The organism is Modicisalibacter radicis (assembly GCF_900961225.1).
GTDB lineage: Bacteria > Pseudomonadota > Gammaproteobacteria > Pseudomonadales > Halomonadaceae > Modicisalibacter.
This window is the reverse complement of the sequence record NZ_CAAHFN010000059.1, coordinates 33,243-53,970: the sequence shown is the minus strand read 5'-3', so window position 1 is coordinate 53,970 and position 20,728 is coordinate 33,243. Positions and strand designations below refer to the sequence as shown.

Below are 20,728 nucleotides of genomic sequence, written 5' to 3'. Positions count from 1 at the left end.
ACGAGAAGGAGACGATCCATGTACAGCTTATATTTCATGACTTCCCCGAATGTAACGAAAGTCGTAATGGCACTTGAAGAGATTGGAGCGGATTACCGCCTCTTGCCATTGGATATTTCTTCGGGAGATCAGCGGGATCCATCGAAAGTAGCGGGTTCAGTCACTGGGAAAGTCCCGGTGATCATTGACGAAGATCCTAAAATCGGTGGCGAGCCTATCGTCATTGCAGAGTCTGGTGCCATTCTGCTTTATCTGGCAGAGAAGCATGGAGGCCTCATCGCTGCAGATTCTCTCGGGCGGCTGGAGCAAATTCAGTGGCTTTTTTGGCAGGTCTCTGGCCTTGGGCCCTTTGGCGGCCAGGCGTTTCATTTCAGACAGTATCCTCAAATGTTTGCACCTGAGGTCGACAACTCTTACAGCGAAAAAAGATACGAAAAGATATTTACACAGCATTTTGGTGTTCTCGAAACGAAATTGAAAAATGCCGACTATGTGGCAGGTGAATATTCTGTCGCTGATATCGCGTGTTTCCCTTGGGTTCAGTTCATGGCTCCTGTTGAGGGCCGCGAAAAATTTCCTCGCATTGAGGATTGGCGCAAGCGTGTCGCAGCCAGAACCGCAGTGAAGATCGCCTACGACAAGATCAAAGCAACGAAAATGGGGGAAAGAGAAAAAAACGAACAAGATGTTTTCGTTTTTTCCAAGGACGAACTTCACAATATAATTACGACGTGAATTCTGAGAGTTAGACGCTCCAGTTTCAATTGACGCACGGCGTCGAATGTAAAATCGAAGTTGATATCTCGAAGCATCGCTTACCCAAATACGATCCATCTCGGTTGGGGGTTCTGATATGTCTGACCTTCGCAATATCCTTATCACTGGTTCGACGGACGGGCTCGGTCACCATGTCGCCCAACGACTGGCCTCGCCCGAGATTCACTTGATCGTGCATGGACGCAACGCCGAGCGTGGCAGAGCGCTGGTCGGCGCGATTCAACGTGCCGGCGGCACGGCCGACTTTCACGCGGCGGATTTTGGCTCACTGGCCGAAGTCCGCCGCCTCGCCGATACGCTCGAAAGCCGGTACTCTCAGTTGGACGTGCTGGTCAATAATGCCGGGGTGGTCACCCTTGGCAACGTGCGCACCGAAACGTCGGATGGTTACGAGCGTCATTTTGCCATCAACTACCTCGCTCCCTTGCTGCTTACGAGGGCGTTGTTGCCTCTGTTAGGTGCTCGGGCGCCGTCCCGCGTGATCAATGTCGTTTCGGCCGGCCAGGCTGCCATCGATTTCGACGACATCATGCTCGAGCACGACTACGATGGGTTTCTCGCCTATATGCGCAGCAAGCTGGCCGGCGTGATGATGACGTTCGATTTAGCGGCAGCGCTGGCCAAGCGCAACGTAACAGTGAACAGTCTCCACCCCGGCACCAACATGGACACGACCATGGTCCGCGAGAATGGCGTGCAGCCCACCACGCCAGTGGAGAAGGGGGCTGACGCGCTCATGGCGCTGGTCGACGGCCCTGAGCACGCTGCCACCACGGGCTGCTATTTCGACGGCTTGCGCGAGGCACGCGCGCATTCTCAGGCCTACAACGCTGAGGCACGTCGCCGCCTGCATGTCTTCGGGAAACGCCTGACGAGCGGTTGGGATCATTGAAAATACGGGGCCGATCACGAGCCGTATTGTCGTATCTTCGATCCGCTTTCGTAGGGCTCTCTCGTGCAAAGCAGCCCGATCTATGGAGGCCAGCAGGTTGCCGGTTGAAGCGAGTGAGGAGGGTCAGATACCGTCTTGAAGAGCAAGTTGTTGCATCGGTATCCGAGCATCGAATGGCTTGTTGGAACAGACCACCCCGTAGATTAGATGAACCAGCTTTCTCATATTGGCCCCGACGATGACTTTGGGCGCCAAGCCTCTATTTCGCAAGCGAGCAGCCATTATGCGCACGACAGGGTTGTGCCGAACGGCAACCAGGCGGACATGTAGAGTGATTGGCTGGCGTCACCACGACCTGTCCGTGACATCATCGTGCGCCCTTTGAGCGAGCTACCAGATAACCGTTGTCGTGGCGTGACGCCGATGAAAGCGGTTAAGGACTTGGCGCTTTTAAACCGCCTGATATCGCTTAGATACGCCAGTATCCGAGCCACCGTCTTAGGTCTGATTCCCGGGGTACTGCTGATCAGCTCGGCGTCCTGTTTGAGTTTCGGATGGCCATCGATATGATCATCAATGTCTGACTCGATTCTGGCAATCTGCTTATCCAGCCACTGCAAATGGTCCTGAACCATACCGGTGACGGAAGATCGGGATGAATGTGCATAGCCTCCAAGCGGTTCAGTTCATGTTGCCGCATCTCTTGGAGGGCCTGTGGACGTTCGACGAGTGCGCGCAGCTCTCGCAAAGCTGGGCTCGGCGGTTGCCAGGGATCAAGGCGCTGGATGAAGCAGTGGTCTTGCCTCAATCAGAACTGACTCTCTATCACTGAGAGATTGTTCTGAAGATAGTGAGCCACCGGATACATAGCACTTTCCCGCCGCCAATCGTCCAGAGCAAGACGCAGCACACCGATGGCAGCCATCGCGATGACACGATGGGCCGCCTGTTGTTCAGGTGCTGGCCACAATTCGTCCATTGCCTCTCCCAGTACTTGCTCCAGTTCCTCGTAAAAAGCACATTTACGGGCTCGTAAAGCGGCGGTGGAGCGCAGCAATCGGTCAATGGCAAAAGAATCCCTTGTCTCATAACGTGATGCCAAGGTGAGCAAACATTCTATGGCCGCTGGCCAGGGGGCGACGTGGTGCCGCATTTTCATCATGCCGTTGCGTAAGGCATCCGGAAAATCCCGTGTCTCTCGCGCCAACAATACTTCCTCTTTGGACTTGAAGTAGTGGAAAAACGTCCGCCGTGAGATGCCCGCGGCCTCCGCGATCATGTCCAGCGTTGTAGCTTCAAAACCATTGTCGATAAACAGCTTCAGGCCCGTGGCCGCAATCCGGTTGTGGTTTTCCCGGCGCTTGCGCTGGCGCAGGCCACCCGATTGATCCTGCCCAGTTTCTGTTTCTGGTATACGTTCGGACATATAATCTCTTGATATTTGCACTGAGTGCAGGTATTTTTATGCACTCAGTGCAATATTTTACAGGAGCTGACATTGTGTCTCAAGAAAAAGTTATGTCTCAAGAAAAAGTTATGTCTCAAGAAAAAGTTTGGTTTATTACCGGTGCGTCCCGTGGCTTTGGCCGTATCTGGGCGGAAGCCGCCTTGGAACGCGGTGAAAAGGTCGTTGCCACCGCTCGCGACCCGAAGGTGCTCAACGAGATGGTCGCGACTTATGGCGAGGCTATTTTGGCACTGCCGCTCGACGTCACGGATCGCCAGGCGGTGTTTGCGACCGTTGCCCAGGCTCACCAGCACTTCGGTCGTCTTGATGTGGTGCTGTGCAATGCCGGTTATGGCTATATGAGCGCGATTGAAGAGATCGATCCTGACGAGGCTCGAGCAAACTTCGACACCAACGTGTTTGGCTCCCTGTCTGTCATCCAGGCAGTCCTGCCATTTTTACGCGCGCAGGGCAGTGGCCACATTCTCACCCTGTCGAGTATTGCCGGGGTGCTCAGCCCGCCCACCGGCGGCATCTACCTGGCCAGTAAATTCGCCGTCGAGGCGTTGTCCGAATCGCTGTCCGGCGAGGTGGCCGATTTCGGCATCAAGGTTACTATTATCGAACCGGCCAGTTTCGATACCGGTTTCAGATCATCAACCAGACTGGCACCCTCCATGCCGGAATATGAGGCACTGCGCAAAAAGATTCACGGCTCCTTTACCGCTGACATGCAGGGCGATCCACAAGCGACCATACCGGCCATTTTCAAAGTTGTAGACGCGGGTGAACCGCCATTGCGCCTGATCCTCGGCTCGTGGTTGTTGCCCATGATCAAGAAGGCCTATAAGGAACGGCTTGATACCTGGAATGCCTGGGAAGAGGTTTCCATTGCGGCACAGGGAAAACGATCCAGTTTCTGACCTATTATGGGAAACTGATTACTGAAAAAGAATGCAACAGCTTTGGTCACCGGTGCTTAAGCGGGCTTGGAGTCGCATTCGTCCGCGAACTTGCCGCGCGGACAATGCCGGCGCGCACTAACGGGGATAAAAGCAGTCGTCCGTTTATCCGATATGTGAATTCTCTTGGCCGCCGTCGAGCGGGTGTTTCACAAGTCGCCTGGAACAATTTCACCGGACTACACATCCTGCTATCGAAGCTGACGGGCGATCTAAAAGCAACACGATCGTTATCGCATGCTGGCTTCGAACTGGAAGACATGCTTCTCTTGGATTATGACCGAACCGACCCAAGAACAGATCGAGCAGCTGTCGTTGGCATTCGAACGCTTCACGCGCCACTTCAAGGAGGCGGTTGCGGTGGCCGGGAACGCTACGAGCCGGATACCGGCGAGGTCAGCTATCCGTGGTTGTTCGTACGGCTAGACCAAGCGGGGATCAATCGCCCTCGATCATCCGGAAGCAATTGTTGCGGGATTGCTTTCGTTAGAACGAAGCTTTCACCACGGTATTTCGCCGGCGGTATCGAGGAACCGCCCTGAGAAGGCTTCCTCGCTGCTGAGCAATGCGCAGCGAACCGGCACTTTCGCCGCTTCCGACGGCAATACTTCGCCTTGCTGGCCCGTCAGATCGGTCTTGACAAAACCGGGGCAGACCGAATTCACGATAATGCTGCTTTCGCGCAATTCTTCCGCAAGTTCGACAGTGAGCATGTTCACCGCTGCTTTGGAGGCATTGTAACCGATGTTTTGCGCGGAATAATAAGGCGATGACGGGTCGCCGTTGCAGGCAAGCGAACCCAGAGTGCTCGAGAGGTTCACGATCCGGCCTGCTTGGGACTTGTGCAGCAGCGGCAGCAGAGCCTGCGTTACGGTAAGCGTGCCGAAGAAGTTCGTTTCCATCGTGGTTCGAACGACATCCCGTGGTGCGCCGCTCGGCACGCCGTCGCGGGTGTCCCAGATGCCGACATTGTTGACCAGGATGTCGAGGCGGCCGTATTCTGCCTCGATCCGCGTCGCAGCGGCTTGGATGCTGTCTTCGTCCAATGTGTCGAGCGACAGGTATGAGACGTCGAGACCGTCGGCCGTCAGGTTCGACGCTGCACTTTGCCCGCGGCCGGGATCGCGGGCGCCGAGAAGCACTTTCGCTCCGGCTTCGGCAAGTTGCCGCGCAATTTCGAATCCAATGCCTTTATTGGCGCCGGTAACGAGTGCGATAGGTATGTTCGCCATGAGGAATCCTTGTTGGGCTTGACTTGAAGGGGGTATTCAGTATATGAAAGATAATTCAGCATTGGAATTCGCTTTTGACCTCGGTTCCTCCACAACACCTCCGCGCCCGTAAATCACCGCGCCAAGCGCGTGCACTCGCGACTGTTGAGGCGATATTCGAGGCAACGATTCAGGTTTTGCTGAGCGACGGTCCGACACGGTTGACGACCACGCGCGTTGCGGCGCGGGCGGGTGTGTCAGTGGGCACGATGTATCAATATTATCCGCACAAGGAAGCGCTGCTTTATGCGGTGATCGGGCGTTATCTGAACGCGATTGCCGAAGCTGTCGAAAATGCCTGCCTTGCCAGCCATGGTGCGCCGCTGACTGAAATGAGCGATGCTCTGGTGAAGGCGTACTGCGATGCGAAAACCCTAAAACGCAATGCAACGCGGGCGCTCTATCTCGTCGCCGTTGAGGTGAATACGTCCGCTCTGACCGAGGACTGCATCCAGCGTATTGAGGCGGCGGCGGCCGCGATGTTCAAAAGTGCTCCCGACGCGGAATTCGATGATCTCGCACTGGTAAACCACTCGTTTCTCAACATGCTTTTCGGAACGGTTCGAAGCCTCCTTACCCGCGAGATTTCACCGGCAATGGCAAACCGTCTCGGTGATGAACTGGCCTTGATGTGTCGGGCTTATCTCGACGCTGCGAAGCGTCCTGCAGGTTCCAGGCGTACTGAGATACCGGCGATTTAGCCCTTGCCACTGTTTCCCATAGGTGCTGATGGCGCGCTTTGCTGCCGTGATCAGTTGCGCTCTGTTGCGTGCCCTGTCGGCTGGCTTTGGCTTTCCCGCACTGGAGGTGACCTTCCCCCTGGTTTAGGTCCGCTCCAACACGAGGCTGATTGCGTCCAGTTTGAACTCCTTGGGATATTTATTTCTCGTGCTCATGTAGTACAGTCTCCAGTTGAGGGTGTTATCCCTTAACTGGGTTGGTCACATCCACTGAACCACTTCACATTGAGTTTGATGTGCAAGTTAGTTTTTTATGCCCGCTTTTTTGTACATTTTTAATGTATATTGGCAATAAATTAGGCAGTTTTAATTTTTTGGTATCAACCAAAGATTTGTTTGTGTACATAAATCGTTATGATGTTAGTAGAGACCAGCCACTGGTGCATCGCCGGCGAGCGTCGGCGGCAGTTGGAGGACTACGGCTACTGGTATCTGCCCGACGGCCGCGACGCCCGCGAGCAACAGGCCTTCGAGGTCGCCGAAGTGGCGCCGCAGGCCCTGGAGCTGCTGTTTTCCCGGGCCTGCCGGCGGCGCTTCAATGTCAGCGTCGACAACCTCGGCGACGTGCCGGTGGATCGCGGGGTGTTTCGCGAACGGGTCGAAGCGCGTACCGAGCGTTATCGGTGCGAGGGGCTGCCCCTTCGCGGCGAGGCGTTTCGCGCCGCCTCGAGGCCTTCTATGGCGAGGCGGCGTCGCGCGATGTCGCGATCGCCAGAGGGCAGGCGCGTCTTGTCGATGGCCGGCGCCAGACGGCCCCGGTGTAGAGGCCGGCACCGGTCAGCGCATGGTCCGGCGCCCCCTGGCTGCGCTTCAGCTCGCGGCGTCGTCGATCAGCCGCTGATGCAGGTACAGCATGACCTGCACTTCGTGATCGGGGCGCAGCGGTTCGAGCCCCAGCTCGCCGAACAGCTCGTTGCGCGCCCGGGCCCATTCGCCGGGAGCGAGGTCGGGGTAGAGACTCTCGGCCGGGGCCAGCTCGACGAAGGGGTCGACGCCGTAGTCGTCGAACAGCCGCGACAGACCGGCTTCGTCGTCGAAAACGCCGGCGGTGAACAGCGTGGCGCTGTAGTGGTCGCCCTCGAGTTCGCGGATGACGTCCAGCGGACTGACGCCGAAGGTGCGCAGCTCTTCCAGGCTGTAGTCGCCGAGCTTGAGCAGTTCGTCGTTGAGCCACTCGTCGTCGGGCTGGATCAGGGTGTGCTTGATCTGGCCGTCGGGCAGCGCCCAGGCGATGGCCAGCGGGAGCGCATCGTCCTCGCCGGTCTCGACGGTGATGAAGCCGGGGTAATCCGCCATCACTGGACCTCCAAGCGGAAGAAATGGTGTGCCGTGGTCGTGGTCGCCCGGGAAATGGCGGCTTCGGTATCGCCATGCCAGTGGGCGATCTCGCGCACGATCCACGGCAGCAGGGCCGGTTCGTGGCGTCGCCCGGGCGCCTTCGCCGGCAGGTTGCGCGGCAGCAGGTAGGGACAGTCGGTCTCGACCATCAGCCGCTCTAGCGGGATGTCGGCGAGCAGTTCGCGCAGGTGGTGGCCGCGTCGCTCGTCGCACAGCCAGCCGGTCAGGCCGATGTGCAGGTCGAGATCGAGATAGCCGTGCAGCGTCCTGCGATCGCCGGTGAAGCAGTGGATGACCGCGTCGGCGATGTCGTCGCGCCAGCTCCTGAGTATCTCGAGCATGCGCGCGCCGGCGTCGCGCTCGTGGATGAACAGCGGCAGGCCGGCCTCGACGGCGAGTCCCAGCTGCGCCTCGAAGGCGCGTTCCTGGTCGGCCGGCGACGAGAAGTTGCGGTTGAAATCGAGCCCGCATTCGCCGACGGCGACGATGCCCGGCTCGCGGTAAAGCGCGGCGAACTCGCCGGCCAGCGAGGCCGACCATTGACTGGCCTCGTGCGGGTGCACGCCGGCGGTGGCATGGAGCCCGGGATGGCGAGCGGCCAGCTCGAGCGCCTGACGAGCATGCTCAAGGTCGGTGCCGGTGACGATCAGCGTCTCGACGCCGGCGTCGCGGGCCCGCGCGATCACCGCGGCGGCGTCGCGACGAAAGCTGTCGTGGGTCAGGTTGGCGCCGATGTCGACCAGCGGGGCGGCGGCCTTGAAACGCAGCGCATCGGGCAGCGGGTTGTCGCTGTCGGAGGTGCTTGGCGGGGTATCGCTCACGTCGCTCTCCTGAATCGCGGGAATCGATCATTGTACCCAAGGCCACGAGGTGCCGGCCATGCGTTACAATGGCCGTTCTTGAAACTTGCCATGACGAGGTGGGCGTGACGCTGCTACGGCTCGAACAGCTGCAATTGGCCTATGGCCCCCAGGTCCTGCTCGATGGCGCCGACCTGACCCTGGAGCGGGGCGAGCGTCTGGCGCTGGTGGGACGCAACGGCACCGGCAAGTCGACCCTGCTGGGGCTGGTGGCCGGTGACAATCTCCCCGACGGCGGCCACATCTGGCGCGCCCCGGGGCTGCGCATCGGCGTGCTGGCCCAGGATCTTCCGGTGGCCAGCGGCGAGACGATCTTCGATGTCGTCGCCCAGGGGCTGCCCCAGGCCGGCGAACTGCTTGCCGAGTACCATCATCTGATCCAGTCGGACGACCCCGACATGAATCGTCTGGCGCAATTGCAGACGCGGCTCGAGGCGATCGACGGCTGGTCGTTCCACCAGCGCATCGATACCGTGCTGACCCGCCTGGGCCTGCCGGCCGACAGCCTGATGAGCGAGCTGTCCGGTGGCTGGCGGCGGCGCGTGGCGCTCGCCCGGGCGCTGGTCGCCGACCCCGATCTGCTGCTGCTCGACGAGCCGACCAACCACCTGGACCTGGATACCATCACCTGGCTCGAGGAGCAGTTGGCGGCATTTGCCGGCGCGGTGCTGTTCATCACCCACGACCGGGCCTTTCTGTCGCGCCTGGCCACCGCCATCCTCGAGCTCGATCGCGGTCGGCTGGGGCGCTATCCCGGCGATTACGAGCGTTATCAGGCCCAGAAGAATCACGAGCTCGAGGTCGAGGCCCGCGAGCATGCCGAGTTCGACAAGAAGCTCGCCCAGGAGGAAGCGTGGATTCGTCAGGGCATCAAGGCCCGGCGGACCCGCAACGAGGGCCGGGTGCGCGCCCTGCAGAAGATGCGCGGCGAGCGTGCCGAGCGGCGCGAGCGCCAGGGGCGGGCGACGATCCGGGTCGATAGCGGCGAGCGCAGCGGCAAGCGCGTGGTCGAGCTGAGCGGCGTCAGTCAGCGCTACGGCGATGACTGTGTGATCCGCGATCTCGATCTCGAGATTCAGCGCGGTGACCGGGTAGGGCTGATCGGACGCAACGGCGCCGGCAAGACCACGCTGCTCAAGATCCTGCTCGGCGAGCTCGAGCCCAGCGAGGGCCGGGTGCGCATGGGTACCAACGTCAGCGTGGCCTATTTCGATCAGTTGCGCGCCGGGCTGGAGCCGGAAAAGAGCGTCTACGACAACGTCGCCCAGGGCAGCGACCGGGTCAGCGTGGGCGGCAAGGACAAGCATGTCATCAGCTATCTGCAGGACTTCCTGTTCACCCCCGAGCGTGCCCGGCAGCCGGTCAAGGCGTTGTCGGGGGGCGAGTCGAACCGTCTGCTGCTGGCCAAGCTGTTCACCCAGCCGGCCAATGTGCTGGTGCTAGACGAGCCGACCAACGACCTGGACGTCGAGACACTGGAACTGCTCGAGGAGCTGCTGCTCGATTTCTCGGGGACCCTGCTGCTGGTCTCGCACGACCGGGTATTCATGGACAACGTGGTCACCGAGGTGCTCGCCTTCGAGGGGAATGGTTGCGTCAACGAGTACCTCGGTGGCTACAGCGACTGGGTGCGCCAGGGAGGAAAGCTGCCCCCGGCGCCCTGGGCTTTCGACGCGGCGGGTGTCGACAAGCCCCCGAAGGGCGATACCACCGCGAAAACCGAGACCGGCGCCGAACCCGGGCCCGCCAGGAAGGCGGTCAAGCTCTCCTACAAGTTGCAGCGCGAACTGGATGGCCTGCCGACGGTCATCGAGTCACTCGAGGCGCAGATCGCCGACTTCGAGGCGACGGTCTCCGATCCAGGGTTCTACCAGCAGGATGCCGAGACGGTGAGCCAGTCGCTGGCGGCGCTGTCCGCCAAGCAGGCGGAACTCGATGCGGCAATGGAGCGCTGGATGGAACTGGAAGCGCTGGCGAACGGCGAGTAGCGCGCCGACGAGGCGGGCCGGCAGCCTGGCTGCCGGCCCGTGGTGGAAGCGTCAGCCGTTGCCGGTCATTCGTCGGTTTCCCCATCGTTGCCGACGCGTACCGCCAGCACGTCGCACTGGGCGCCGTGCAGCACGCCCGTCGATGTCGAGCCCAGCAGCAGGGCGAAGCCATGGCGGCCGTGGGAGCCGACCACGATCAAGTCGACGCTGTGCTCCTTGGAGAAGCGGTGGATCTCGGTATCCGGCATGCCCACCACCACGTATTGATCCTCGCGCGGGATGTCATGGGGATCGGCGATCTCGGCCAGGCGGTGCTTGGCGTGATCGTCGAGCTGATCCTGGATGCTGGTCAGATCCATGGGGATATCGCCTCCATAGGCGAAGCCCAGCGGTTCCAGCGTGTGGATGATCGAGAGCTTGGCGTGGTTGCGCCGAGCGATGGGAATGGCGCGCTCCAGCACCTTGTACGAATCCTTGGTCAGATCCACGGCGACCAGTACATGACGGTATTCGTTACTCATGGGAAGGGCCCTCCCTCGTTCAACAATTGGATGCTGTCACTCTAAGGCGAGAGTGTCCGCCTCACAACGATCCCGATCAACGTTTTAGGATATAGCATGACGTTTTGGTTGATTCTGGCCTTGACCCTGCTGGCGATCCTTTCGCCGGCCGTGTGGCTGCGGCCCTCGCGGCGCGACCGGCGGGTCGCTGCGTTGCGTCAGGCGGCCCGGGCGGCGAACGTCTCGGTGGGGTTCTCCAGGGCACCGCTGCACGAGGCGCCGGGCGGTCTGGCGAGCTACCGCTGGCGCTACCCGCAGACGCGTCCCGGGCCGCGTTTCGTGCTGGTGCGCGAGGCTTACGCCAGTCAGCGACTGAAGCCGCATGACGCCAGCTGGCGCTGGCGAATCGAGCCGTTGCGTCCTCTGCGCCTGGAAACCGAGCAGCGGCTTCGGCAGCTCCTGGCGACGTTGCCGGACGATGCGCTGGTGCTCAAGTCGACGCGCGACCATTTGTGGCTGTGGTGGGGTGAGTCGCTGGACGCCTCGGCGTTCACCGAGCTGGGGGAATCCATGGCGATACTGCGCGACAGCCTCGAAGGGGAGGAACGAAAGCGCGGCGCGCCCAGCGCGCCGCCTCGCTAGCGATCGACGACTACCTCGCCGGCCCGGCGGGTCGCAGGACTAGCAGTCACCGTCGGGAGAAGGGGGTCGCGTCTGCAGACGCAGGGCATTGCGCTCGATGCGATTCAGCAGGTCGTCGAACACCTCGAGCTCTTGCGGCGAGATACCCTCGAATATCTCGATACGCGCCTGGTCGGCGATCGTCACGATTCGCTCCAGCAGCGGCATCGCGCTCTCGGTCAGGTAGACCCGTTTGGTGCGCCGGTCATTGGGGCAGGGGCGACGTTCGATCAGGCCCTGATCGCTGAGCTGGTCGAGGGTGCGCACCAGCGAGGGTGCCTCGACCCCGATGGCGCGGGCCAGGTCGCACTGCGGCTGGCCGTCGCCCATCTGCCAGAGGTGGTAGAGGGTGACCCAGCGGGTCTGGGTCAGGTCCAGCGGCGCCAGGCGCTCATCGAGGATGGCGCGCCACAGGCGCGGCAGGCGTGAGAGTTTGAATCCGATGGCTTCAGGCATTGGCTTTATCATTTCGCAGGCTAATGTTCGTTTGATTGTCCGTGAACCACGGCGCAATGCAACCCTCCAATGGTGTTGTTTCATTCACCGCCTGGCAACAGCTGCCGCAGGTCCAGGCCGGGAATGCCGGCAGGCGTACGAATCTTGCCATCCGCCGCATCGGCCCGTTCGGACGACTCGGCGACCGTGAAATGCATCACGCCGATGCGCTGGCCGGTGGCGGTCATCACGTCGATGCGCCACCGGCCAGCGCTGTCCTCGGGAAAGTGCTGCTTGTGCGTCCAGGCGCGGTAGCCCTGGTCACGTCCCCCGTGGATGATCAAGGGGATGCGGTCGATCAGCTGTCCCTCGTGGCGCCATTCATGATAGATCTTCTCGCGTAGCCCGCGGGGCGCGCGGATCGCCGTATATGCATAGAGGCCGTGGCTGCGCAGGGCGCCGTTGGTCAGGGTCAGGCTACCGCTGGGTTGGCGCCGCCCCGTCTCGAAGCTCGGCGACAGGGCGGTGCCGGTCAACCACAGCGTCGCCGGCGGTACCCAGGCGCGGCCGGCCCAGGCGGCACCGCCCAGGACCAGCGCCAGGCCGATCATCGCCAGCCAGCGCAGCACGCCCTTGGGCTGCAACAGGTGAATCAGGCTCGGCAGGCCGAAGATCATGATCGACAGCACGGCCAGCAGCAGGCTCTCGCCGGTGGTCAGATGGAGCATCAACGGCAGGGTGACCAGTATCACCAGGAACACGCATTGCGCGTGAAAGGCGAAGTACAGCCAACGGTGGCGCTCGGCGAGCCGGAAGTAGATCGGGTCGAGAATCGATAGCAGCGCACAGCCGATCATCGCCAGGGTGAAGAATGCCTGACCGCTGGCCCACACGGTGGTCGCCAGCAGGAAGGGCAGGGTGAAGAACAGGGTTTCCTGGTGAATCATCTGGGCGATGAAGGTGGTCACCCCCGAAGCCAGGGTGGGATAGCCGCGGCGTGCCAGAATACGGCCTATCATGCTTTCGGAGAGCAGCAGCAGCCAGGCGAACAGCAGGCCCAGCGCCAGCATGATGCCGAGCGCCTGCTGGCGGTCGACCAGGAAGAAGCTCAGCGCGCCGATCACGAAGGCCATGGGCGGCCACAGCCAGGCATAGGGCCGCAGACGACTCACCCAGCGTTCGGTGAAGTGATGCAGGCGCAGTAGACGAGGCTGGGTGATGACGGTCATGCGTGGGCTTGCTCGCTTGGGCTCGTGGTCGACGCGGAGTGGCGCATCCTAGCAGGTGTCGCCGGGTGAAGGGAGTCGCCGTGCCGCGACAACGCTGTAGCGTCGCTATTCAGTGCTTGACGAAGCCACCGGGGTTGACTCAAGCTAATCGCATTCAAACGCTTGTATGAATGTTCTTCTCAACCCGTGGAGATGGGTCCATGATCTACCAAGGCAGCGCCCTGTCGGTTGTGAAACGCAGCGATGGCATTGCCATGCTGACCTTCGACTTGCAGGACGAGTCGATCAACAAGCTCTCCAGCACCGTCATCACGCAGCTGCGAGAGGCTGTCGACGCGCTCGACGCCGAGCAGGGCATCAAGGGGCTGGTCATTGCCAGCGCCAAGGACGTCTTCATTGTCGGTGCCGATATCACCGAATTCCACGCGCTGTTCGCCAAGGGCGAGGATTATCTGGTCGACATGAACCAGCAGGTCCATGCGCTGTTCAATCGCATCGAGGATCTGCCCTTTCCCACCGTCACCGCCATCAACGGCCTGGCGCTGGGCGGAGGTTTCGAGATCACCCTGACCACCGATTTCCGGGTGATGGCGGATTCGGCCCAGGTTGGCCTGCCGGAAACCAAGCTGGGCATCCTGCCGGGCTGGGGCGGCTGCGTGCGGCTGTCGCGCCTGACCGGTGCCGACAACGCCATCGAATGGATCGCCGCGGGTTCGCAGAACAAGGCCGACCAGGCGCTGAAGATCGCCGCGGTCGATGCGGTGGTGCCGGGTGAGCGCCTCGAAGCAGCCGCATTGGACATTCTGGCGCGCGCCAACAGCGGCGAGCTGGATTATCAGGCGCGCCGCGCGGATAAGACCGGGCCGCTCAAGCTCAATGCCATCGAGCAGATGATGGTCTTCGAGACCGCCAAGGGCTATGTCGCCGGCAAGGCCGGGCCGCACTATCCGGCGCCGATCGAAGCCATCAAGGTGATCCAGAAGGGCGCCGGTGAAGGCCGCGAACGGGCTCAGGCGATCGAGGCCAAGGCCTTCGCCAAGCTGGCGCTGACCGACGTCTGCTACAACCTGGTGGGGCTGTTCCTCAACGACCAGCTGGTCAAGAAGAAGGGCAGCCAATACGAGAAGCAGGCCGCGCCGGTCAACCAGACGGCGGTGCTCGGCGCGGGCATCATGGGCGGCGGAATCGCCTACCAGAGCGCCTACAAGGGCACGCCGATCCTGATGAAGGACATCAAGGAGGAAGCCGTCCAGTTGGGGCTGAAAGAGGCGCGCAAGCTGCTTTCCAAGCAGGTCGAGCGCGGCAAGCTGACCACCGAGAAGATGGCCGAGGCGCTGACCAACATTCGCCCGACGCTCTCCTACGGCGATTTCGGCGAGGTCGACTTGATCGTCGAGGCGGTGGTCGAGAATCCCAGGATCAAGGATGCGGTACTCACCGAGGTCGAGGGCCAGGTCGGCGAAAATACCATCCTTACCTCCAACACCTCGACGATCTCGATCAACCGGCTGGCGCAGAACCTGAAGCGCCCCGAGAACTTCTGCGGCATGCACTTCTTCAACCCGGTGCACCGCATGCCGCTGGTCGAGGTGATCCGCGGCGAGAAGACCAGCGATGCTGCCGTGGCGGCGACCGTGGCCTACGCCCGCAAGATGGGCAAGACGCCGATCGTGGTCAACGACTGCCCGGGCTTTCTGGTCAATCGCGTGCTGTTCCCCTATTTCGGCGGCTTCAGCCTGCTGGTCGAGCAGGGCGCCGACTACGAGCGTGTCGACAGGGTCATGGAAAAGTTCGGCTGGCCGATGGGTCCGGCTTATCTGCTCGACGTGGTCGGCATGGACACCGCGGTACACGCCAACGAGGTGATGGCCGAGGGCTTCCCCGAGCGCATGGCACGTGACGGAAAGACGGCCATTCAGGTGATGTACGAGAACGATCGCCTGGGGCAGAAGAACGGCAAGGGCTTCTATCGCTACGAGGAAGACAAGAAGGGCAAGCCGAAAAAGGTCTCCGACGAGCAGGCCAAGGCACTGGTCGGCGACGTGGCCGTCGCCAAGCGCGAGTTCCAGGACGACGAGATCGTCGCCCGGATGATGGTGCCGTTGTGCATGGAAACCGTGCGCTGCCTGGAAGACGGTATCGTCGGCTCGCCGGCCGAGGCCGACATGGCGCTGATCTACGGCATCGGCTTTCCGCCGTTCCGCGGTGGCGCGCTGCGCTACATCGACGCCATGGGCGTGGCCGAGTTCGTGGCGCTCGCCGAGCGTCTCGCCGAGGAACTCGGGCCGCTCTACGCACCGACCCCGCGGCTACGCGACATGGCCGACAGCGGCGAGCGTTTCTATAGCGCCGACGCGACTTCCAGCCACAACCCGGCCTGATCCGCCACGCATTTCAGGAGAGACGAGATGAGTTTGAATCCCAGGGACATCGTGGTGGTCGATGCCGTACGCACCGCCATGGCCAAGGCCAAGAACGGGGCCTTCCGCAACGTGCGTGCCGAGAACCTGTCGGCCGCGGTGATGCAGTCGCTGTTCGATCGCAACCCCAAGCTCGACCCCGCCGAGGTCGACGACGTGATCTGGGGGTGCGTCAACCAGACCCTCGAACAGGCCATGAACATCGCGCGCAACGCGGCGATCATGACCGGCATCCCGCGCTCGGTACCGGCGCAGACCGTCAACCGGCTGTGCGGTTCGTCGATGAGCGCGCTGCATATCGCCGCCGCCAACATCAAGGCCGGGATGGGCGATTTCTACGTCATCGGTGGCGTCGAGCACATGGAGCACGTGCCGATGGACCATGGCGTCGACGTCAACCCGGCCGCCAGCAAGTACGCTGCCAAGGCGGCGATGATGATGGGCCTGACCGCCGAACTGCTGGGCAAGATGCACGGCATCACCCGCGAGGAGCAGGACAAGTTCGGGGTGCGCTCCCATCAGCGCGCACTCGCGGCCAACGAGAAGGGCTATTTCGACAACGAGATCATCGCTGTCGAGGGGCACGATGCGGAAGGTTTCCGGCAGCTCGTCACCCGCGACGAAGTGGTGCGTATCGACGCCAACCTCGAGGACATGGCCAAGCTCAAGCCGATCTTCGACCCCAGGAACGGCACCGTGTCGGCCGGTACGTCCTCGGCGCTATCGGTGGGCGCCTCTGGCCTGGCGGTGATGAGCTACGAGCGTGCCCAGGCACTGGGGCTCGAGCCCATCGCCCGGGTGCTGTCCACCGGCGTGGCCGGCTGCGATGCCTCGATCATGGGCTATGGCCCGGTGCCGGCGAGCAAGAAAGCGCTCGCCGCGGCCGGGCTCAAGATCGATGACATCCAGACCGTGGAACTCAACGAGGCCTTCGCCGCGCAGTCTTTGCCGGTACTCAAGGATCTCGGCCTGCGCGATCGCATGGACGAGGCGGTCAATCTCAACGGCGGCGCCATCGCCCTGGGTCACCCGTTGGGCTGCTCGGGGGCGCGCATCTCGACCACCTTGCTCAATGTGATGCGTCAGCAGGACACCACCCTGGGGCTGGCGACCATGTGCATCGGCATGGGCCAGGGGGTGGCGACGGTCTTCGAGCGTCTCAGGTAGGGAGCCCTGTAAAACCGCCAAGTCGCAAGCTGGTGACGCTTAGTCACGGGTAGGCACTTGGCGGGCTTTCTGACAGCACCTTTATTAATAAATTCTTTATTAATAACTACTTTAGCATTAGGCAATAAAGCCAGCGGCACTTCAAGCGAGTGCCGCTCTTTTGCGCCTGGGATGCTTCGCTAAGTCTCTGTTTTGATAAGGGAATCTTTCGATAAGTGAGAGTTTGCTCAAAAAAAGAGGCATTTCATGTCTTTTTCGACGTCAAGTTACGCCTCGTCGTGCCGATGACGTTGGACAACCATTGGTCGTGATCGTTTATCGCTGCTTGTCACACCTGAGCGAACGGCAGCGTCACAAGACTCGCTAAACGGCAATGGCAACAATTACCGCTCATCGAGGGAAATTCCATGCTTCACTTATTGCGCAAGACCTCCGTCAGCGCTGGATTGACAGCCGTATTGGTCGTCCTCAGTGCCTTCATCTTTCTTTTTGCCCTGCTCGGCTACCAGACTAACCTGCTGGGCAGCGAATCGATCGCCGAGCTGAACAGCATCAATGTCGACCAGGCCAGTGCCCTCAATCGTGCGCAGGTCAATGTCGCCGATACTCAACTGAGCATGCTCAATCATCTTGCGGCTCTGGCGGACGGCGATGTGGAGCATGCCAAGGCCCATCTGGCAGCTGCGGGCGAGCATCTGGAGAAAGCCCAAAGCCATTTCGCGGCATTCGAGGCGGTCCCCACCGCCGAGCGTCGAGCGCCCTACGTCCAGGCGTTGCAGAGCGTGTTCGTACCGCTGGTGGCGCAAGGTCTCGAGCCACAGCTGGCGGCGCTCCAGGCTGGTGATGCAACCGCCTACCGGTCCGCCAAGGCGCGTGGCGACGAGTATAACCAACAGTTCATCGAAGCCGCCTCGGCGTTCGTCGCATACGCTGGTACACGAGGCCATACCCTGATGGTGAACTTCGAGTCGCAAATGACGTTCTTCGAGCGGATCGAGCTGGGCGTCCTGGTTCTTGTCGCGCTGATCGTGGTGCTGTCGCGGATGGGCATCACCCGCGCGCTGATCAGGCCGCTGCACGAAGCCGTCGAGCATTTCGAGAAGATCGCCCAGGGCGACCTGTCGGCACGCATCCAGGATCGTGGCAGCAACGAGATCGGCAAGCTGTTCCTGGCCATGCAGCGGATGCAGTCCGGCCTGGCCGGGACCGTGGCCAGCGTGCGCGACGGCAGCAGCACGATCCATATCGGTACCCGCGAGATCGCTAGCGGCAACACCGATCTGGCGGCACGCACCGAACAGCAGGCCGCCTCGATCGAGGAAACCGCGGCGAGCATGGAGGAACTGACCGCGACGGTGAAGCAGAACGCCGACAACGCCCGTCAGGCGAGCGCACTGGCCGGCGACGCGTCCAATGCCGCGGAGCACGGCGGCACGGTGGTCGACGAAGTGATCGTCACCATGCGCGGCATCGCCGATTCCTCACGTCAGGTCGCCGATATCATCGGCGTGATCGACTCGATCGCCTTCCAGACCAACATTCTGGCGCTCAATGCCTCGGTCGAGGCGGCGCGGGCCGGCGAACAGGGTCGCGGCTTCGCGGTGGTTGCCGGTGAGGTCCGCAACCTGGCCAGCCGCTCGGCCTCCGCGGCCAGCGAGATCAAGACGCTGATCGAAGCGTCGGTATCCCAGATCCAGAAAGGCTCGTCGCTGGTCGAGAACGCCGGCAGCACCATGGCCGAGACGGTCACCTCGGTGCGCCGTGTCACCGACATCATGAACGAGATCGCCGCCGCGTCGAAGGAGCAGAGCGACGGCATCGAGCAGGTTCACCAGGCGGTGGCACAGATGGACCAGGTCACCCAGCAGAATGCCTCGCTGGTACAGCAGGTCTCGGCCGCGGCGGCATCGCTGGAGAGCCAGGCCGAGCAGCTCGAGGCGGCGGTGGCCACCTTCCGGCTCGGCGACAACGGGGCGAGTGTGAGGCATGCGCCTCAGGTGCAGCGCCCGGTCGCCGCGCTGGCGCCCGCTGCTGCTTCGAACCCGGCGCCGGCCCGCAAGCTGGACACGCCCAGCCGGAGCAAGGCCAGCCACGAAGAGGAGGAGGCCTGGGAAGCGTTCTAGCTCGGCCCTTGTGCCACTTGCCAAGCCGCCTGCGGGCGGCTTTTTATATCCGCGAGGCTAGAACGCGGCGAGTCCAAACAGCGTCAAGCCGGCCAGGAAACCCACCACGAAAATCAGCGAGCGCGCCGTGGCCCAGTCGGCGATGTAGCACAGCGCGTGCAGTATGCGGGCAATCACGAATACCACCGAGGCGGTCGCCGCCATGCTGCCCTGGACGCCCGAGACCTCGGCCGCGACGACGGCGGCGGTGAAGAAGATCAGCGCCTCCCAGGCATTCTGCTGGGCCGCCCAGACGCGCGCCCCGAGACCGGCCATCTCGCTGTATTGCGCGCGCGGATGATGATTGTCGAAGCGACCCAGCTGGCGCCGCCGGCAATAGCCGCCGAGAAAGGCCAGCGGGTAGGGCAGCAACGCGACAATCAACAAACACCAGAGGGGGATGCTCACGACATGTCTCCAGACGGTCGTCCATGGATCTCGCAGCATAAGCGCTGTTGCGTGGCACGCCAAATAGTGCCGGGATGGACGCAGAGCGGCGCGGCTCGATGGGGTACACTCGCGGAGACACGATGCAAGGAGCCACCATGGATCAGCGCCAGATCACCGCCTGCGACGAAGACGGTCGGCTTTATCCGATCGGCAAGCTCGACGCGCATCGTCGGGGGGTGCGGCATCTGGCGATCTCGGTGTTCGTCGTTTCGGCCGGCGAGGTGCTGCTGCAGCGTCGGGCCGCCGGCAAGTATCATTCGCCGGGCCTGTGGGCCAATACCTGCTGCTCGCATCCCGACTGGGGCGAGACGCTCGCCGATTGCGCGCATCGCCGGCTCGCGGAGGAGATGGGCCTGCGGCTGACGTTACGTGGCGCCGGCATCATGGATTACCGGGCCGACGTGGGTGGCGGCCTGGTGGAAAACGAGCATGTCCATCTGTTCTTCGCCGAGTGCGATGCCCGGCGAGTGACGATCCGGCCCGACCCGGACGAAGTCAGCGAGCATCGCTGGGTGAGCGTCGCCTCGCTCGATCGCGAGATCGACGCGTTGCCGCAGGCGTTCACCCCCTGGCTGCGCATCTACATGGCCCGCGCCGAGGAAACCGGCATCGCCCAGTTGAGGTGTCAGCGGGCGCGCCGCTGATTCGGACGATTCGCGTCGGGCTGCCTATACTGCCAACAGGAAAGCGGGTTTCGACTACGCTGGGACAGCGGAGCCTTTCTGCGTGATCGGTGATAAAGGAGGTGTTGATATGCTGACCCATGTTTGGGGACTGCTGGCGCATCCCAACCGGGAGTGGCGGCAGATCCACAGTGAACGCGAGACACTCACCCACCTCTATGGTCACCATGTGCTGGCACTGGCGGCGATTCCGGTCGTCTGTGCGTTCATCGGTACCACCCAGGTCGGCTGGGATTACGGGGGCGGGGTGAATATCCAGTTGAATTATGCGGATGCCTTCTTCGCGGGCCTCGCTTTCTACGTGGCCATTCTCGCCGCGGTGGGTCTGATGGGCGTGGTCATCCACTGGCTGGCGCGGCGCTACTCCACCCAGCCGAGTCGCCGCGACTGCATCATCTTCGCCGGCTACGTGGCGACGCCGATGTTCTTGAGCGGGCTGGTCGCCCTCTATCCGCTGCTGTGGCTGTGCTTGCTGGCGATCATCGTCGGCCTTTGTTACAGCGCCTATCTGCTGTTCGTCGGCATTCCGGCGTTTCTGGGCATCAGCAACGAGGAGGGCTTCATCGTCACCGGCTCGACACTGGGTATCGGCGTGCTGGTGCTCGAGGCACTGCTGGGGATCACCGTGCTGCTGTGGGGGTATGGCGCGAGACTGCTGGGCGTCGAGTTGTGATCCGCAAGCCTTGCCAGCCGTGGATGAAAAAACCGGGCGTTTCGACGTCCGGT

The 20,728-nt window shown here is 62.0% G+C and carries 20 protein-coding genes and 1 pseudogene; 12 read left to right on the top strand and 9 right to left on the bottom strand.

The window, feature by feature from the left end:
• The first annotated feature begins 18 nt into the window (after window positions 1-18).
• On the top strand, window positions 19-735 hold the full coding sequence (locus HR9077_RS09340) for a glutathione S-transferase family protein (protein WP_168380923.1): 717 nt from the start codon (window positions 19-21) through the stop codon (window positions 733-735).
• Between the two features lie 118 nt (window positions 736-853).
• Complete coding sequence (locus HR9077_RS09335; protein ID WP_136066736.1) at window positions 854-1,669, top strand: SDR family NAD(P)-dependent oxidoreductase; 816 nt, start codon at window positions 854-856, stop codon at window positions 1,667-1,669.
• Between the two features lie 281 nt (window positions 1,670-1,950).
• Here the strand turns inward: HR9077_RS09335 and HR9077_RS09330 are convergent, their stop codons facing one another.
• Both HR9077_RS09330 and HR9077_RS09325 read right to left on the bottom strand, forming a co-directional pair.
• Window positions 1,951-2,304: a transposase gene (locus tag HR9077_RS09330; RefSeq protein WP_136066735.1), complete on the bottom strand. Its 354-nt coding sequence runs from the start codon at window positions 2,302-2,304 to the stop codon at window positions 1,951-1,953.
• Window positions 2,305-2,477: 173 nt separating this feature from the next.
• Entirely contained in the window at window positions 2,478-3,095 is a 618-nt protein-coding gene (locus HR9077_RS09325) for a TetR/AcrR family transcriptional regulator (RefSeq protein ID WP_136066734.1), read from the bottom strand.
• 92 nt (window positions 3,096-3,187) lie between these two features.
• Between HR9077_RS09325 and HR9077_RS09320 the strand changes: the two genes are divergently transcribed.
• Window positions 3,188-4,039: an SDR family NAD(P)-dependent oxidoreductase gene (locus HR9077_RS09320; RefSeq protein WP_210725900.1), complete on the top strand. Its 852-nt coding sequence runs from the start codon at window positions 3,188-3,190 to the stop codon at window positions 4,037-4,039.
• A gap of 539 nt (window positions 4,040-4,578) precedes the next feature.
• Here the strand turns inward: HR9077_RS09320 and HR9077_RS09310 are convergent.
• Window positions 4,579-5,310, bottom strand: a complete 732-nt coding sequence (locus tag HR9077_RS09310) for an SDR family oxidoreductase (protein ID WP_136066733.1) — start codon at window positions 5,308-5,310, stop codon at window positions 4,579-4,581.
• 74 nt (window positions 5,311-5,384) lie between these two features.
• Between HR9077_RS09310 and HR9077_RS09305 the strand changes: the two genes are divergently transcribed.
• Window positions 5,385-6,050, top strand: a complete 666-nt coding sequence (locus HR9077_RS09305) for a TetR/AcrR family transcriptional regulator (protein ID WP_136066732.1) — start codon at window positions 5,385-5,387, stop codon at window positions 6,048-6,050.
• Window positions 6,051-6,443: 393 nt separating this feature from the next.
• Window positions 6,444-6,701: pseudogene (locus HR9077_RS22465) on the top strand (elongation factor P hydroxylase); the annotation flags it as partial.
• A gap of 198 nt (window positions 6,702-6,899) precedes the next feature.
• Here HR9077_RS22465 and HR9077_RS09295 read toward each other — a convergent pair.
• Both HR9077_RS09295 and HR9077_RS09290 read right to left on the bottom strand, forming a co-directional pair.
• A complete protein-coding gene (locus HR9077_RS09295) occupies window positions 6,900-7,385 on the bottom strand; it encodes a hypothetical protein (protein WP_136066731.1) in 486 nt (161 codons plus the stop codon).
• A complete protein-coding gene (locus tag HR9077_RS09290) occupies window positions 7,385-8,248 on the bottom strand; it encodes a TatD family hydrolase (RefSeq protein ID WP_136066730.1) in 864 nt (287 codons plus the stop codon). The genes HR9077_RS09295 and HR9077_RS09290 overlap by 1 nt, the downstream gene beginning before the upstream one ends.
• Window positions 8,249-8,352: 104 nt before the next feature.
• Here HR9077_RS09290 and HR9077_RS09285 point away from each other — a divergent pair, with 104 nt between their 5' ends.
• On the top strand, window positions 8,353-10,275 hold the full coding sequence (locus HR9077_RS09285) for an ATP-binding cassette domain-containing protein (RefSeq protein WP_136066729.1): 1,923 nt from the start codon (window positions 8,353-8,355) through the stop codon (window positions 10,273-10,275).
• Window positions 10,276-10,340: 65 nt separating this feature from the next.
• Here HR9077_RS09285 and HR9077_RS09280 read toward each other — a convergent pair whose 3' ends face one another.
• Complete coding sequence (locus tag HR9077_RS09280; protein WP_136066728.1) at window positions 10,341-10,796, bottom strand: universal stress protein; 456 nt, start codon at window positions 10,794-10,796, stop codon at window positions 10,341-10,343.
• A 96-nt stretch (window positions 10,797-10,892) separates the two neighbouring features.
• Between HR9077_RS09280 and HR9077_RS09275 the strand changes: the two genes are divergently transcribed.
• Window positions 10,893-11,417 (top strand): preprotein translocase subunit YajC, encoded by a 525-nt coding sequence (locus tag HR9077_RS09275; protein ID WP_136066727.1) that lies wholly within the window; start codon window positions 10,893-10,895, stop codon window positions 11,415-11,417.
• Window positions 11,418-11,456: 39 nt separating this feature from the next.
• Here the strand turns inward: HR9077_RS09275 and slyA are convergent, their stop codons facing one another.
• Both slyA and HR9077_RS09265 read right to left on the bottom strand, forming a co-directional pair.
• Complete coding sequence (slyA, locus tag HR9077_RS09270) at window positions 11,457-11,912, bottom strand: transcriptional regulator SlyA (RefSeq protein ID WP_136066726.1); 456 nt, start codon at window positions 11,910-11,912, stop codon at window positions 11,457-11,459.
• 80 nt (window positions 11,913-11,992) lie between these two features.
• Window positions 11,993-13,120 (bottom strand): DUF5924 family protein, encoded by a 1,128-nt coding sequence (locus HR9077_RS09265; protein ID WP_136066725.1) that lies wholly within the window; start codon window positions 13,118-13,120, stop codon window positions 11,993-11,995.
• Between the two features lie 200 nt (window positions 13,121-13,320).
• On the opposite strand from HR9077_RS09265, the gene fadB reads away from it, so the two are divergent.
• From fadB to HR9077_RS22330, 3 genes are all read left to right on the top strand, one after another.
• A complete protein-coding gene (gene fadB, locus HR9077_RS09260) occupies window positions 13,321-15,501 on the top strand; it encodes a fatty acid oxidation complex subunit alpha FadB (protein ID WP_136066724.1) in 2,181 nt (726 codons plus the stop codon).
• A 27-nt stretch (window positions 15,502-15,528) separates the two neighbouring features.
• Complete coding sequence (gene fadA / locus HR9077_RS09255) at window positions 15,529-16,707, top strand: acetyl-CoA C-acyltransferase FadA (RefSeq protein ID WP_136066723.1); 1,179 nt, start codon at window positions 15,529-15,531, stop codon at window positions 16,705-16,707.
• A gap of 407 nt (window positions 16,708-17,114) precedes the next feature.
• Window positions 17,115-18,830 carry a methyl-accepting chemotaxis protein gene (locus tag HR9077_RS22330; protein ID WP_136066722.1) on the top strand — a complete coding sequence of 572 codons (1,716 nt, stop codon included), beginning with the start codon at window positions 17,115-17,117 and terminating at the stop codon, window positions 18,828-18,830.
• A gap of 57 nt (window positions 18,831-18,887) precedes the next feature.
• Here the strand turns inward: HR9077_RS22330 and HR9077_RS09245 are convergent, their stop codons facing one another.
• The gene (locus tag HR9077_RS09245; RefSeq protein ID WP_136066721.1) at window positions 18,888-19,277 is read right to left on the bottom strand and encodes an MAPEG family protein; all 390 of its coding nucleotides are present in this window, start codon (window positions 19,275-19,277) and stop codon (window positions 18,888-18,890) included.
• Window positions 19,278-19,414: 137 nt separating this feature from the next.
• Between HR9077_RS09245 and idi the strand changes: the two genes are divergently transcribed.
• Both idi and HR9077_RS09235 read left to right on the top strand, forming a co-directional pair.
• Window positions 19,415-19,963 carry an isopentenyl-diphosphate Delta-isomerase gene (gene idi, locus HR9077_RS09240; protein WP_136066720.1) on the top strand — a complete coding sequence of 183 codons (549 nt, stop codon included), beginning with the start codon at window positions 19,415-19,417 and terminating at the stop codon, window positions 19,961-19,963.
• A gap of 109 nt (window positions 19,964-20,072) precedes the next feature.
• The gene (locus HR9077_RS09235) at window positions 20,073-20,675 is read left to right on the top strand and encodes a Yip1 family protein (protein ID WP_136066719.1); all 603 of its coding nucleotides are present in this window, start codon (window positions 20,073-20,075) and stop codon (window positions 20,673-20,675) included.
• The last annotated feature ends 53 nt before the right edge of the window (window positions 20,676-20,728 follow it).

What these genes read in the sequence shown, in the direction of transcription:
- HR9077_RS09280 (WP_136066728.1), bottom strand. Translation starts at nt 10,796, where the DNA reads ATGAGTAACGAATACCGTCATGTACTGGTCGCCGTGGATCTGACCAAG.
- HR9077_RS09330 (WP_136066735.1), bottom strand. Translation starts at nt 2,304, where the DNA reads ATGGTTCAGGACCATTTGCAGTGGCTGGATAAGCAGATTGCCAGAATC.
- HR9077_RS09275 (WP_136066727.1), top strand. Translation starts at nt 10,893, where the DNA reads ATGACGTTTTGGTTGATTCTGGCCTTGACCCTGCTGGCGATCCTTTCG.
- HR9077_RS09335 (WP_136066736.1), top strand. Translation starts at nt 854, where the DNA reads ATGTCTGACCTTCGCAATATCCTTATCACTGGTTCGACGGACGGGCTC.
- HR9077_RS09310 (WP_136066733.1), bottom strand. Translation starts at nt 5,310, where the DNA reads ATGGCGAACATACCTATCGCACTCGTTACCGGCGCCAATAAAGGCATT.
- HR9077_RS09325 (WP_136066734.1), bottom strand. Translation starts at nt 3,095, where the DNA reads ATGTCCGAACGTATACCAGAAACAGAAACTGGGCAGGATCAATCGGGT.
- HR9077_RS09265 (WP_136066725.1), bottom strand. Translation starts at nt 13,120, where the DNA reads ATGACCGTCATCACCCAGCCTCGTCTACTGCGCCTGCATCACTTCACC.
- fadB (WP_136066724.1), top strand. Translation starts at nt 13,321, where the DNA reads ATGATCTACCAAGGCAGCGCCCTGTCGGTTGTGAAACGCAGCGATGGC.
- HR9077_RS22330 (WP_136066722.1), top strand. Translation starts at nt 17,115, where the DNA reads ATGCTTCACTTATTGCGCAAGACCTCCGTCAGCGCTGGATTGACAGCC.
- idi (WP_136066720.1), top strand. Translation starts at nt 19,415, where the DNA reads ATGGATCAGCGCCAGATCACCGCCTGCGACGAAGACGGTCGGCTTTAT.
- HR9077_RS09340 (WP_168380923.1), top strand. Translation starts at nt 19, where the DNA reads ATGTACAGCTTATATTTCATGACTTCCCCGAATGTAACGAAAGTCGTA.
- HR9077_RS09320 (WP_210725900.1), top strand. Translation starts at nt 3,188, where the DNA reads ATGTCTCAAGAAAAAGTTATGTCTCAAGAAAAAGTTTGGTTTATTACC.
- slyA (WP_136066726.1), bottom strand. Translation starts at nt 11,912, where the DNA reads ATGCCTGAAGCCATCGGATTCAAACTCTCACGCCTGCCGCGCCTGTGG.
- fadA (WP_136066723.1), top strand. Translation starts at nt 15,529, where the DNA reads ATGAGTTTGAATCCCAGGGACATCGTGGTGGTCGATGCCGTACGCACC.
- HR9077_RS09295 (WP_136066731.1), bottom strand. Translation starts at nt 7,385, where the DNA reads ATGGCGGATTACCCCGGCTTCATCACCGTCGAGACCGGCGAGGACGAT.
- HR9077_RS09235 (WP_136066719.1), top strand. Translation starts at nt 20,073, where the DNA reads ATGCTGACCCATGTTTGGGGACTGCTGGCGCATCCCAACCGGGAGTGG.